The sequence below is a fragment of the Maritalea sp. genome (assembly GCF_047634455.1).
GTDB lineage: Bacteria > Pseudomonadota > Alphaproteobacteria > Rhizobiales > Devosiaceae > Maritalea.
In genome coordinates, this window is the sequence record NZ_JBLIAI010000031.1 from 1 (window position 1) to 13046 (window position 13046).

Sequence of the window (13046 nt, forward strand, 5' to 3'; positions counted from 1 at the left end):
AGCATTTCGGCCTGCGCCAAGGCCTCAAGGTCAAATCCTGTAAGTTTTTCGGGCTCGATCGGAAAGCGCCGCACTTTGACCAGCGGCCCATCATCAAAACCTTCACCCAGGTGATGACAGGTGCAACCAAATTCAGTTTTGCTTTCCAATATTGCCAAATTATATGTGCCCCAGCCACCATATTCAGGCAGGGGCGCCGCATGGAAATTTATAGCTCCATTGGTGGCACGTTGAGCAATGTGCGGTTTTACCAGATGGCGAAACATATAGGAGATGACAACATCTACTGTGCCAGTTTCTGGCATATCTCTTTGCTTGTAGATCGGCAGCCCTAGCTCTAGTGCGACCTCGCGAAGGTTTGGCCCTGGGTACCAAGGGTGAGAAACAGTGCCAGAAACGCAAACCGCTTTTACGTCCCAACCACGTGCAACGATATGCCGAAGGGCAACTACCGAGGCGGGTTTGGAGCCCATAAAGATGACGCTTGGTTTGTCCACTTTAGGATTTCCCGTTTGAAAAGAACTCTGCGACCGCATCACACACGCGGTTCACGGTTTCCATTTCCATCATCGAGTGCAAAGGCAACGAAAGGATTTCATCACCTACCGTGTCCGTGACAGAGAGATCGCATTTGCGACAATCCTTCCACAGACTGAACCAATGGCCGGGCTGCCAATGGATGCCTGTGTCAATGCTGCGCTCTTTTAAGTAATCGCGCAATTCGTCGCGGTCGTCCTTTGCAACGCGGATGTAATAGAGGAAGGGGTTTACTTCCTCAAAACTGGCGTTTGGTGTACGCACTTGCGGCACAGCCCTTAGCCGATCTGAATAGTGTTTTGATGCGTTCTGGCGGCTTGAACGGATGTCTTTCAATTTCTTGATTTGGGCGACGCCAATGGCGGCATGCAAGTTAAGCATGTGGTATCGAAAGCCAACGCGCTCAACATCAAAAGTCCATGCACGTTTGTTTTGATACATTACATCGGCAGGCTGCTGCATGCCGAGTAAACGCAGTTCGTGCACATATTTGAGTTCTTCCGCTGAACGCACCACAACCCCGCCGCCATCAAGGCAGGTGATTGTTTTCACCGGGTCGAAACTGAAAACGCAAATGTCTGAGTAAGACCCTATCATTTTGCCGTTCCATGAGGAGCCGAATGAATGGCATGCATCGTGAATGACTCGCAGATTATGCTTGTTGGCAAAAATCTCGACCTGATCGTAGTCCGAAATTATGCAGTCATAATCCATGATGATGATGGCTTTGGTGTTTTCGCTGACAAGGCTTTCAGCTTTCACAATGTCGAGTTCAAGCGTGTCATCGTCACAGTCACAAAAAACAATGTCAGCACCAACCCAGCTGATGGCTTGATAATCCGCTGAGCAGTTGAAGGCTGAAACAATAACTTCGTCACCCGGCCCGACGCCTGCAACGAGCAATGCAATGTGCAAGGCTGCGGTGCCGGTGCTCACTGCGGCCACGTGACGGTCTGGTGCGTTTATTACACTCGCCACATGCTGTTCAAATTCAGCAACATATGAACCCATGCCCAACCAGCCCATTTCTAGGCTTTGCACTGCTGCGGCAATTTCGTCCGGCCCGATAAGAGGTTTAAAAACGGGTATATCTGCCATGCATCACCTTTCGCGAGCGCTGATTCGTAGATCAGTTTATCGCCAGTTTGTTGCTTAAACCAATTTGATTTCAGGCATCACTACGGCCAATTGTGTGCCGTGCGCGCGCAGCGGTTGGTTCTGCGTCGCGATTTCGTCTGCGATATTCCAAGGTAGGATGATCAAAACGTCTGGCGGTGCTTCACGCAATGCGCTAGGTGGCAATATCGGGATATGACTACCGGGCAAGAACTTGCCTTGCTTGGATGGGGCCGCATCCACCACATAGGAAACAAGGTCAGGCCGGACGCCCGCAAAATTTAAAAGCGTGTTCCCCTTCGCTGCAGCACCATATGCCGCAACTGACTGCCCTTTGGATTTGGCCTCAAGCAAAAATGCGAGGAAATCATTTTTGATCTGCTCTATTTCGGTTTGAAACCCCAAATATGTCTCGCGTCGGAACAAACCAAATGTATTTTCCTTTGCCTGCAACAATTCGACGCTTGCCGAGATGCTTTGCGCTCCTTTGTGCGCCGCAAAAATGCGCAAACTGCCGCCATGCGTCGTCAGTGCTTCTACGTCAAACACCTCTAACCCTTGCTCAGCCAAAATGGCTTGCACAGTCCCGAGGGATAAATAACTGAAATGCTCGTGATAGATCGTATCAAACTGCTTTTGCTCGATCAGGTTGAGGAGGTGAGGGAACTCAAAACTTACAACACCCTGCGGCTTTAATATTGTTGCAACGCCTTGGCAAAAATCATTGATGTCTGGAACATGTGCCAGCACATTGTTGGCGACAATTAAGTCCGCCGATTTGCCATCATGTTTCAATTGCTGCGCTAATTGTTGCCCAAAAAAAGCTTGGCATTGGGGAATGCCCAATTTCGCCGCGGCTTCAGAAGTGCTCTGCGTCGGTTCAATGCCCAAACAGGCAATGCTTGCCGCCACGAAATTCCGCAGCAAATAACCATCGTTTGACGCAATCTCGATTACGTGGCTGTTGGTAGTTAAACCAAACCGTCCAATTGCCATTTCACAGAACAATTCTGCATGCTCTAGCCAGCTTTTCGACGTTGACGAAAAATAGGCATAGTCCTTGTCGAACAAATCATCCGCTTGGGCATAATCCTTTGTTTGAACGAGCCAGCATTGTTCGCACACCATGACCTTAAGCGGAAATGTCAGTTCAGGTTGTTCCAATTGATCTACAGTCAAATACGCATTGCTGGGCGGGGCAAATCCCAAGTCGACAAACGGCAAACAAAGTGGTGAACCGCAATGTCGACACTTCATAGTTGAATACCTGCGCCAAGCGCTGCCAGTGGCGGCAGCGACATATCGCGCGCCGATATGTTTTTGACTGGTATTGGCCAACCAATGGCTAAGTCTTTATCGTCCCAACGCACGCCACTTTCAGCTGCACTGTTGTACGCTGTTGAATGGAAGTAGATCATGGTCGAATTTGGCTGCAGTGCCTGAAACCCGTGCGCAAACCCGACCGGTATCAAGAGACTAAACAAATTGTCTGCGTTCAGTTCCACCCCATACCACTTGCCAAAATTTGACGAACCCGCCCGCAAATCTACCGCAACATCAAACACGCCGCCGCCGATGCAGGTGACAAGCTTTGCTTCTGAATGTGGTTTGTGCTGAAAGTGCAAGCCACGCACGGTGCCAACATCGTGGCTTACAGAAAGATTGCTCTGCGCCACACCGTTTGGCCAGCCCAATTCGCCAAGCTGATCCTTGCAGAATAGGCGCGAAAACTGCCCTCGGGCGTCTTTTGTTTGAGGACGCGTGAGCAATTTCAAACCGTCAAGCGGCGTATCGTTGGTTTGGAATTTCATGCCGCGGCCTCAAAACTCTCGATATCTGCGTAACATAGACTGCGCGCATCCGCGCCATCATAAAAGTGGCGATACCAATTCATGGTGGTGCCAATCGCGGCGCTTGTGGACCACCGAGGGCTAAGCCCCAATTCATGTTTAGCCTTGGTGTTATCGAGTGACAAAAGGCCGGCTTCGTGTGGCCCGGAAATATTTGACGCGAATTCGACATCGCCAATCCCAAAGGCTGCTTGCGCTTGTTCTATAATCGAGCGGACAGTGAGCGCACCTTCGCTGTTTGGGCCAAAATTGAAAGGCGATGCCATTTTGGGATTGTCCCAAATCGCTTCCGCCAATTTGATATATCCCGAAAGTGGTTCCAACACATGTTGCCACGGGCGCACAGCGTCTGGTCGACGAACATGGAGCTGTCTGCCCTGGCTCCAGGCTTTCACAGCGTCAGGAAATAGCCGTTCTGCCGACCAGTCTCCACCACCAATCGCATTGCCTGCGCGCGCGGCGGCTAAGCCAACGCCGTGTTCGGCCAAAAAGCTTTGTTTATAGCTTTCCACAATCATTTCAGCCGCAGCTTTGCTGGCACTATAGGGGTCGTGTCCGCCCAAAGGGTCATGCTCGACATATGGCCGACCCTGCTCGTGATTGCGGTAAACTTTATCGGTGGTTGCGACGACGCACGTCGTCACAGAATGGGTGCGTCGAATGGCATCAAGCACATGCGCGGTACCCATTACATTGGTGGAGAATGTAGCCAACGGGTCATCATAGCTTGGGCGCACGAGAGCTTGCGCAGCAAGATGAAATATGATTTCGGGCTTAAAATCCGCCACCGCCATAGCGGTAGCTTTGGCGTCGCGAATATCACAAACACAATGGGCAACGTCGCCTTGAATATTGGCGAGTGTGAATAGATTTGGCTCGGTTGATGGAGCAAGGCTTAATCCGCCAACGCGAGCGCCCATTCGGTCCAGCCAAAGGCTGAGCCAAGCACCTTTAAACCCGGTATGGCCGGTAATCATCACGCGCTTGCCCGCCCAAAATTCTACATTTGGATTTATTGCCTGCATGGCTAGTCCCAAATTTTCCAAGGCGCATAGCCTGTCTGCCACAATTTTTCCAACTGGTTCTTTTCCCTTAGCGTATCCATTGGCTGCCAGAACCCCTTGTGGTGGTAGGAAAAAAGTTCGCCTTCTTCTGCGAGTTTGTTTAGCGAGTATTCTTCCCAAGACGTGTGATCGCCGTTGATCAATTCCAAACTTTTTGGCGACAAAACGAAATAACCGCCATTGATTAAAGCGCCGTCGCCTCGCGGCTTTTCGTTAAAACCGATGACTTTGTCACCTTCGCGTTGCAATGCGCCATAGCGACCGGGCGGGGCGACAGCGGTTACCGTTGCCAGTTTGCCGTGCGTGCGATGGAATTCAACGAGTTCGCTCATATTTACGTCCGCCAGCCCATCGCCATAGGTAAAGCAAAACGAATCTTCGTCTTTGATGTGTTCATAAACCCGTTTTAGGCGTCCGCCAGTCAGCGTTTCCAGTCCTGTATCGACTAAGGTTACGCGCCAAGGCTCGGCGTGGCGCTCGTGCACGTGCATTTTGTTGTTGGCGATATCGAAAGTAACGTCAGATTTGTGCAAAAAATAATTCGCGAAATATTCTTTAATGACATAGCCCTTATAGCCACAGCACACGATGAAGTCGTTGATTCCGTGCGCAGAATATATCTTCATGATGTGCCACAACAAGGGCATTCCGCCAATTTCAATCATGGGTTTTGGGCGCAAATGCGTTTCTTCAGAAATGCGTGTGCCTAACCCACCGGCAAGAATGACGGCTTTCATTGAGAACTACACCACTTTTGCCACATCTGCCGATAAGCGCCCTCGACCCGGTCAACAAACGCACGCTCGTCCATCAACGGACTTGCTTGCATTTTGTCGCGCATTGTTCGCCGCGTTTCTGCCAACGCATCGATATCGCTGGCTAGATCGACAGCGATATCGATATATTCTTCCTCATTTTGGGCAACCCAATCACCAAAACCACCGCCCCGGAGGATTGCGCCACCTAGTGTGCCAACACTTGCGCGGTTGTAAAGGGTTACAAAAGGATTTCCCATATACAGGTGCTCAAAAAGGGTTGTGCCTGAATTATGCGGGAAACAATCAAGCGCGATATCGATTTCTCGCAATACGTCCCACGGTGGGCTGTTAAAGCCCATAATCAGTCGATCACGACCTATGCCAAACTCTGCAAACCGGTTCGCCAATTGCTCGCACATGCCTGCATCGTCAAAATTTCGGCTGTCGGCGCGCAACTTGGAATTTGGCACGCGTTTTAAAATCTCAGCCCAAACACGAATGGTTTTGCTGTTTAAACGCACGGAACGCGACAGCGTACAAAAGGTAACAAAACCGTTGCTTTTTGCGGGCAGAGCGCCAACCCCGCCCATTTTGTCTCCGGGCCGGTAAACAACAGATGGACCGTCCAATCGCCAAACTTCACCTTCACCAAACAAATGGTCTTGTCCTTTGGGTGTTACATTGTGATCTCCGAGGTAGTAGTCGATCGCGCTTAGGCCCGTTGTATATCCAAAGTCCAGCCAATGCAGAGAGACAGGGGCTGGTTTTCGCGCGAATACGCCTAACTTGCTATTATTTGCGTGACCGGCAATATCGACGATGATGTCGATTTCGTCCGCTCTTATTCGGTCCGCCAACGCCTCGTCGGTCATGCCAGCGGTTAACACAAAATGATCGCAATTGGCACGATAAAGCTCCGTGTAACTGTCAGATTTTGACAGTTCAGCATATGCAACAACTTCAAAGTCTTTGCGGTTATTCAGATCAAATAGCGGCATTAAGTGAAAGCCAACCGCATGTTTGTAAAACGTTGGTGCCACATAACCAATCTTGAGCCGCCGCGTCGGGTCTGGCTCATTGCGGTGTGGTAGGATATTGCCCTTGTGTGGTTCGGCAAATTGCTTTTCATAGGCGCGATAGTACTCAAATATTTCCTCCCCGGACTTGGATGGGTCGTAGTTCATCGAAAATAGCATGTTGCTGAATGCTTCAGAATATAATGGGTCGGCTAAAAGGGCTTTTCCAAAACTGTCATGCGCTTGCTTGAATTCGCCAAGTTCTTGATGAAGGTTGCCCATATTATTGAGTGCTTGTGCAAATTCTGGTTTCAGTTTGAGTGCAGCTTTAAAGCTGTTCTTCGCTTCCTCAAGCCTTCCTGAGCGAACCAATGCCCCGCCCAAATTGTTGTGCATGCCCGAAGAATTTGGTGCCAGTTCCAAGGCTTTCTGGAAAAGAGGTATTGCATCCTTTGCGCGTCCCATCGCCAAAAGTGCATTGCCGTGATCATTGTAGGCGTGCGCATAATCTGGCTTGATCGTTGTTGCGCCTTCAAAACAATCAATCGCCTCTGCGGTGTGTCCTACGCTGACCAAACTGAGCCCCAAATTGTAATAGTGCTCTGCAGACTTTGGTTGCAATTCAACCGCCCGTTGCAGCGGCGCTATGGCTTCGTCTGCCCGGTCTGCTTCTCGAAGCGCTAGTCCATAATTGCTTAACGCTTCAGCAAAATCGGGCTGCGCTTTCAAGACCTTGATATAGATTTGGATTGCGCGATTTGTGTCGCCCGCTTGCTGCAGGGCACGGGCATAATTGTAGAGCGCAGGCGGGAAGTTTGGGTTGATCGTCAGCGCTTTTTCATACGCTTCAATCGCGTCAGTGAACGCGCCTTGGGCTTCATAGATATTGCCGAGATTGTTGAATGCCTCGAGAAAATTGGGTTGCAGCTCAATCGCCTTTTTGGTGAATGCAAGAGCCTCATCCAAATTGTCCAAATCCTTAAACAACAACCCAAGCCCATTATATGCGGCGGCAAACTGGGGATCAATTTGGATTGCTAGGCGGTAGGAAGTTTCAGATTCCGCAGGCTTGCCGAGTGCCTTGAGTATCAAGCCCTTCATATTGTGATAGTTGGCGTTGTGAGGATTGGCGGCGATTGCTTTATCCAGATACGGCAATGCCAAGTCGTTCCGGTCCGCTTGGTGCGCCAGCGTGCCCATCAAATTGTTCGCATCCGGATGGTCAGGCTGCATCGCCAGCGCTTTTTGATAATGCTGTTCAGCAGTCACCAAATTGCCAGATTTGTGAAATTGCAGCCCTTGTTGTAGCAGTTGAATGAAATCCGCACTGCCCACATGAACGCCTTTTTGGGCAAGTTTTTTTTGCTGCCGTCTTAGCGCTCTGTTCATGCCCATTCTCCGCAATCTCATAAAGAATCAGTGTTTGCTCGTGCATGGTAGCATTGGTTTGAAGATTTGCTACGCCGTGCGCACCTCGCTGAGGATCGACCCTGGTGCCAAAAAAATGACACAGTACAAACAAAATATCGAGCCGCCGCGCGCAAAATCTAACTGGCTTTTTGAAGCTGCTGACGTCAAAAGGAGTTTAGGAATGCCGTCAAATGAGCAAATTGCTCGCTAAATCCGGCATTTTTTTTAAAAAATTGAACGCTTGGTCGATAATCCCTTTGACAAGTTCGTCTGAAACAATAGCCTGCACATCGAGTCGAGGGTTTGAGGGTAAAATGGCGACACCACCATTGTTGGTTCTAGGTAATGTAAACTTAGAACTGATCTTAGGCACATTGTCAGAATGGCCTGAGTTTGAGAGCGAAACCATAATGTCGACTTCTAACCTGCGGGCCGGTGGCGCTGCAGGCAATACGGCGCTGGCGCTCGCCGGTCTGAGTGTTGAACATCGACTAATTGCAGCAATTGGAAATGACGAGCTGGGCAAATGGCTGAAGGGCGAATTTCAGCCCAGCACAACGTCTTGGACAGTGGTGCCAGCAAATACATCGGTTTCTGTCAGCATCCTGCACGACAAAGGACGGGTGTTTCTCACTTCACAAGGACACTTAAACGCTGCGACGGTCGACGCCATGCTCGATGCAATTCCGCCTGCAACGTCAAGGTCCTCATTTGCCTTGCTGACCGGTGCAAACCTGATGCCAAGCATAACAGCGGGCATGTCACAATTGCTGACCATGCTTTCCACAATGGGTTGGACAACCGTCTTGGATTATGGACGCCCTCCGGAGGGTTGGAACGAGGATACGATTTCAGTTTATCGAAACTGGGCGCGGGCATCTGATGTGGTTATCGTCCTTGAAGACGATTTGCGTATCATCATGCATAAAACAGACACGGACGAGGCGCAAACAGCCCTTGCATCAACTTTGGCAAGCCACCAAATCTTGGTCGTGCTGCGCGGCTTGGAACGGGTTGACGCCGTAAACCAAGGCAAAACAGCGACTGCCACTTGCGAAAAGATCGAGGGTGGCGACACGGTTGGATTTGGCGATATTTTCAATGCAGGATTTCTGAATTCGCTAATGGCTGGCGAAGGTTTGCAAATGGCAATCGAATCTGGGCTTACGGTCGCCAGAATTGCCGTTACCACTTCACCCCGACTTTACGGCGTGTTTGTCGATTAATCGCTAAACCGCGCGAGATTTCTCCCCACAATGATGCCGATCCCCAGACAATCTCATGCAATTGGGCATGATCATGCAAGTTTTTGCAGTTGTATGGCTATGCGAAAAACAATGTGTTTTCAAAAGGTTGATCACTTTTCATCAAGAAACAGCCTTCGAGTCTAGGTGGATTGGTAATTTTTTGGTTGCAAAATGGTATCTTATTGGTTTTATTTAGAGCCAAGGGAGGCCTGTCGGATGCAAAATGGTGCGATGGGCGGCGAAACAAATGTTGATCGGATGCGCGATCTGATTTCCTCAATTCTGCCTTTGGCTGAAAACGGAAATTACAAACTATCGCCGCGAAACAAAAAACTACAATCTGCCGTGCGGCACGCGATTGAAAATGGCGTGTTGGGGCATGGTGATGAGCTGCCACCCGAAAACGAATTGTCTCGAGCATTCGGCATGCCGCCTCAGACCGTGAGAAAAGCCCTCAGCAAAATGGTTGGCGAAGGTGTATTGCGCGAAAGCAGCGATTGCGGAACATTTGTCGCGGATCGATATGCCGCAACCCTGTCGCTATCAAAGGGCTTCAGTTCAGACGCAGCCACAAAAGGCCATGTGACCCGTTTCAAAATATTGAGCAAGTCTTCGCGTGAACCCACACCATTAGAAATGGATATGCTGGAATTGACGCCTGGAGAACTCGTTACGCATATTCACCGGGTGCGCTTTGCTGACGAAAAGCCGGTTTGTGTTGAATTTGCATGTCTGCCAACGCGCATCTTGCCCGCCAATATTGATTTGTCTCAATCCCTTTATACCTATCTGGAGCAGCAGGGGGTTTGCCCCGTGCGCGGCGTACAACGTGTTCGCGCGCAGATGATGGCTGTGGAGGAAGCGCAAATTCTTCAAGTCCCTTTAGGTTCCCCGTGCTTGTTTGTTGAGCAACAGAGCTTTTTGCCGACCGGCGAGCCGATTGAATATGTCTGTACCCACTTTCGCGGTGACGCGTACGACTTCATTGTTGAGATGAAAGTGGACCGCTGATGGAAACTAAGAGCAATCCAATTATTGATGGTGACGGGGCGTCTGAGTGCCCCATATTGCTGCGCAATGCTTGCATATTTGACGGGACAGATTTCGTTGAAGGCAAAGCGGTGGTCATTAAGGCGGGTAAAGTTTCAGCGATCATTGATGATGCTGGTTCGGAGCAACAAGGATACGAAACCGAAGATTTGGGCGGCAAACTGCTCGTGCCTGGTTTTGTTGATGTGCAAGTCAACGGCGGCGGCGGTGTGATGTTCAATGATGAGCAGTCTGTCCAAGCGCTGGCAACAATCGCTAATGGTCATCGTAAATTTGGCACCACAACAATGCTGCCCACATTTATCACCGATAGTTTTGAGCGCATGCAAGCTGCTGCCGCAACTGCACGCCAAGCAATTGCCCAAAACTTGCCTGGGGTACGTGGCATACATTTTGAAGGACCATATTTTTCCATGGAGCGGCGCGGCGTGCATGCACAACAATATGTGCGCGCGGTGGATGAAGGTGCGCTAGAATTATTCACTCAAGATGGGTTAGGCACCACAATTGTCACCCTCGCGCCAGAAGTTGTGCCGCCTGAGTTTATTGCAGCACTCAATGAAGCTGGAGTTCGCGTTTGTGCTGGCCACACCAGCGCAACATATGCCCAGGCAAGCGCAGGTTTTGTTGCTGGCATATCAGGGGTTACTCACCTTTACAATGCAATGCCGCCGATGCTGAACCGTGAACCTGGACTGATTGGCGCAGCCTATGAACGCAAGAACATTTATTGCGGGCTGATTGTAGATGGCCATCATTTGCATCATGCTACGGCCCGCACGGTTGTTGAGCTAAAAGCCACCGACCATATCATGTTGGTTACCGATGCAATGGCAACGGTTGGGTCCGACAAAAAAAGCTTCAATCTTTATGGCACAGAAATTTTTGCTGAAAACGGTCGTCTTGCCACACGTGAGGGACAGCTGGCGGGCTCGGACCTCAACATGATGGAAGCAGTGCGTTTGACTCGGGATGAGCTCGGTGTTGAGTTTGGCGAAGCATTGCGGATGGCATCGCTCTACCCAGCGCGTTACTTGCGCTTGGATCACCAAATTGGCAAAATTGGCGCGGGCTATGATGCAGATTTTGCACTTATTGATCAAGCGAGCGATAAGGTAACGCGCACCTGGATCAAGGGTGAAGGGGTAAACAGCTAATGCCTTTTTGCTTCGACATTGGTGGCACAAATATTCGGTTCGGCATGCCAGAGGCGGACGGCGATGTGCCGGTGATCGCATCTGTTGCAACGCCAACCCATTCGTTAAGCCAGTTTGTCGACGCAATCGACATGCTTATTCGTGAGCATGGCAATAACCGCCATCAATCAATTGCTATATCGCTGACAGGCGTTGTGCATCCAAAGACACGAAAAGTTCGGGTCGCAAACATTCCAGCCATCGACGCAACGGATATTGCGCAAGAACTAACCAAGAAAATCGGCCTTCCCGCAGTGGTCGCCAATGACGCTGATTGTCTGGCGCTCGCAGAGGCGCGGCTAGGCATCGCAAAAACCGCGATGAACGTTTTTGCAATTGTGTTGGGCACTGGTGTTGGTGGTGGCATCGTGGTGGATGGCAACATTATTGTCGGCGAAAACGGTGCCGCCGGAGAATGGGGACATGGCCCGGTTGTTGATCCAACGGCCAATGGATTAGTGTCACCGCTTGGGTATTTTGAATGCGGCTGTGGCCAGGCAGGATGTTTGGATACAGTCGGTGGTGCGCGTGGCATTGAGAGAATTCATCAAGCGCTGAGCGACGAAGTTCTCAATTGTGAAGCAATCGTTGCCGCATGGCATGCTGGTAATTCAGTTGCTGCTAAAACCATCGATGTGTGGTCAGAAATGTTGGCCGGACCATTGTCCATGATCGTCAATCTTTTGGGCCCAGAAATTGTGCCGGTTGGTGGCGGGTTATCAAACGCTGCTGAGCTCATTTCGTTGTTGGACTTTAAGGTGCGCAAACGCACCCTTTTCTCAAATGGGCAGGCATTGATCATGCCGGCCAAATTCGCGCGAAATGCAGGTCTAGTTGGTGCCGCACTCCTAGACAGCCCTACTTTAAGAGGGGGCGCATGATGCATCGGATCACACTTGAAATTTGTGTAGATAGTTTGGCTTCGCTTGAAGCTGCAGTTGCAGGTGGCGCGGACCGGATTGAACTGTGTGCGGCACTGAGCGAAGGCGGTTTGACCCCTAGCTACGGTTTTATGCGCGCAGCGCAAAATTATGACATTCCAATTCACGCCATGATCCGGCCACGCGGCGGAGACTTTTGTTATGCGCAAACCGAAATTGATTTGATGTGCGCCGATATAGCCACCGCAAAAAAAACGGGTCTTGCTGGCGTCGTGCTGGGTGCTGCCAAAGCTGATGATACGCTTGATTTAGACGTCTTGTCGGCTTTGCGCAGCGCGGCAAATGGAATGGAATGCACGCTTCATCGTGTGATTGATCTCACGCCGGACCCGGTCGCGGCTCTCGAACAAGCAATAAATCTTCGCATGGATCGTATTCTAACCTCAGGCGGTGCGTTGACGGCTCTTGAAGGCATCGAATTGATCGCTCAAATGGTCAAGGGTGCCAATGGACGGATTGAAATCATGCCTGGCTCTGGCATTAGTTCAACGAATTTGGAACAAATTTTGGCTGCGACCAACGTTAAGGATTTCCACGCCTCATGCGCGGATTGGCAGCGCTCATCTTCGGGAAAAGTTGAGGCGATGGCATTTACATCCGAACTGGGCACGCGCCAGACCCAAGTCGCATTCGTCTCTGATATGCGAAATGTCGCCGATTCTATTCAGACGGAGTTGGCGTATGTTTAGAGCCCCGCACGTTCAAATCGAACCAAAATATCTGAATTCGTCTTCTTCTAGCGCACAAAATGAAAATAAATTTCACGATTTGCGCTTGATATACGGCATTTCCGTTGACCTATCCGAATTATTCACCCAATATGAGAAAATAAATTACATTGTGTGTGATGGGAGGTCAGCG

The 13046-nt window shown here is 50.3% G+C and carries 12 protein-coding genes; 5 read left to right on the forward strand and 7 right to left on the reverse strand.

Going from position 1 to position 13046, the window contains the following annotated elements:
* From ACJAZW_RS09300 to ACJAZW_RS09330, 7 genes are all read right to left on the reverse strand, one after another.
* Window positions 1-497 (reverse strand): formyltransferase family protein (locus ACJAZW_RS09300; RefSeq protein WP_415157348.1); only part of this gene is annotated, 497 nt, incomplete at its 3' end.
* 1 nt (window position 498) lies between these two features.
* Entirely contained in the window at window positions 499-1635 is a 1137-nt protein-coding gene (locus ACJAZW_RS09305) for a DegT/DnrJ/EryC1/StrS family aminotransferase (protein WP_415157350.1), read from the reverse strand.
* Window positions 1636-1689: 54 nt separating this feature from the next.
* Entirely contained in the window at window positions 1690-2910 is a 1221-nt protein-coding gene (locus ACJAZW_RS09310; RefSeq protein ID WP_415157352.1) for a methyltransferase domain-containing protein, read from the reverse strand.
* Window positions 2907-3464 carry a dTDP-4-dehydrorhamnose 3,5-epimerase family protein gene (locus ACJAZW_RS09315; RefSeq protein WP_415157354.1) on the reverse strand — a complete coding sequence of 186 codons (558 nt, stop codon included), beginning with the start codon at window positions 3462-3464 and terminating at the stop codon, window positions 2907-2909. The genes ACJAZW_RS09310 and ACJAZW_RS09315 overlap by 4 nt, the downstream gene beginning before the upstream one ends.
* Window positions 3461-4528: a CDP-glucose 4,6-dehydratase gene (gene rfbG, locus ACJAZW_RS09320; RefSeq protein WP_415157356.1), complete on the reverse strand. Its 1068-nt coding sequence runs from the start codon at window positions 4526-4528 to the stop codon at window positions 3461-3463. Before rfbG ends, ACJAZW_RS09315 begins: the two co-directional genes overlap by 4 nt.
* Before the next feature lie 2 nt (window positions 4529-4530).
* Entirely contained in the window at window positions 4531-5304 is a 774-nt protein-coding gene (gene rfbF, locus ACJAZW_RS09325) for a glucose-1-phosphate cytidylyltransferase (protein ID WP_415157358.1), read from the reverse strand.
* A complete protein-coding gene (locus ACJAZW_RS09330; RefSeq protein WP_415157360.1) occupies window positions 5301-7730 on the reverse strand; it encodes a tetratricopeptide repeat protein in 2430 nt (809 codons plus the stop codon). Before ACJAZW_RS09330 ends, rfbF begins: the two co-directional genes overlap by 4 nt.
* Window positions 7731-8065: 335 nt before the next feature.
* On the opposite strand from ACJAZW_RS09330, the gene ACJAZW_RS09335 reads away from it, so the two are divergent.
* From ACJAZW_RS09335 to ACJAZW_RS09355, 5 genes are all read left to right on the forward strand, one after another.
* A complete protein-coding gene (locus tag ACJAZW_RS09335) occupies window positions 8066-8977 on the forward strand; it encodes a carbohydrate kinase family protein (RefSeq protein WP_415157362.1) in 912 nt (303 codons plus the stop codon).
* A 237-nt stretch (window positions 8978-9214) separates the two neighbouring features.
* A complete protein-coding gene (locus ACJAZW_RS09340) occupies window positions 9215-10009 on the forward strand; it encodes a GntR family transcriptional regulator (RefSeq protein ID WP_415157364.1) in 795 nt (264 codons plus the stop codon).
* Window positions 10009-11205: an N-acetylglucosamine-6-phosphate deacetylase gene (gene nagA / locus ACJAZW_RS09345; RefSeq protein WP_415157366.1), complete on the forward strand. Its 1197-nt coding sequence runs from the start codon at window positions 10009-10011 to the stop codon at window positions 11203-11205. The genes ACJAZW_RS09340 and nagA overlap by 1 nt, the downstream gene beginning before the upstream one ends.
* On the forward strand, window positions 11205-12125 hold the full coding sequence (locus tag ACJAZW_RS09350; protein ID WP_415157368.1) for an ROK family protein: 921 nt from the start codon (window positions 11205-11207) through the stop codon (window positions 12123-12125). Before nagA ends, ACJAZW_RS09350 begins: the two co-directional genes overlap by 1 nt.
* Window positions 12122-12874 carry a copper homeostasis protein CutC gene (locus ACJAZW_RS09355; RefSeq protein ID WP_415157370.1) on the forward strand — a complete coding sequence of 251 codons (753 nt, stop codon included), beginning with the start codon at window positions 12122-12124 and terminating at the stop codon, window positions 12872-12874. Before ACJAZW_RS09350 ends, ACJAZW_RS09355 begins: the two co-directional genes overlap by 4 nt.
* Window positions 12875-13046: the final 172 nt, after the last annotated feature.

Excerpts from the sequence above, each read along its gene's own strand:
- ACJAZW_RS09305 (WP_415157350.1), bottom strand. The coding sequence starts at position 1,635 with ATGGCAGATATACCCGTTTTTAAACCTCTTATCGGGCCGGACGAAATT.
- ACJAZW_RS09310 (WP_415157352.1), bottom strand. The coding sequence starts at position 2,910 with ATGAAGTGTCGACATTGCGGTTCACCACTTTGTTTGCCGTTTGTCGAC.
- ACJAZW_RS09315 (WP_415157354.1), bottom strand. The coding sequence starts at position 3,464 with ATGAAATTCCAAACCAACGATACGCCGCTTGACGGTTTGAAATTGCTC.
- rfbG (WP_415157356.1), bottom strand. The coding sequence starts at position 4,528 with ATGCAGGCAATAAATCCAAATGTAGAATTTTGGGCGGGCAAGCGCGTG.
- rfbF (WP_415157358.1), bottom strand. The coding sequence starts at position 5,304 with ATGAAAGCCGTCATTCTTGCCGGTGGGTTAGGCACACGCATTTCTGAA.
- ACJAZW_RS09330 (WP_415157360.1), bottom strand. The coding sequence starts at position 7,730 with ATGAACAGAGCGCTAAGACGGCAGCAAAAAAAACTTGCCCAAAAAGGC.
- ACJAZW_RS09335 (WP_415157362.1), top strand. The coding sequence starts at position 8,066 with ATGGCGACACCACCATTGTTGGTTCTAGGTAATGTAAACTTAGAACTG.
- ACJAZW_RS09340 (WP_415157364.1), top strand. The coding sequence starts at position 9,215 with ATGCAAAATGGTGCGATGGGCGGCGAAACAAATGTTGATCGGATGCGC.
- nagA (WP_415157366.1), top strand. The coding sequence starts at position 10,009 with ATGGAAACTAAGAGCAATCCAATTATTGATGGTGACGGGGCGTCTGAG.
- ACJAZW_RS09350 (WP_415157368.1), top strand. The coding sequence starts at position 11,205 with ATGCCTTTTTGCTTCGACATTGGTGGCACAAATATTCGGTTCGGCATG.
- ACJAZW_RS09355 (WP_415157370.1), top strand. The coding sequence starts at position 12,122 with ATGATGCATCGGATCACACTTGAAATTTGTGTAGATAGTTTGGCTTCG.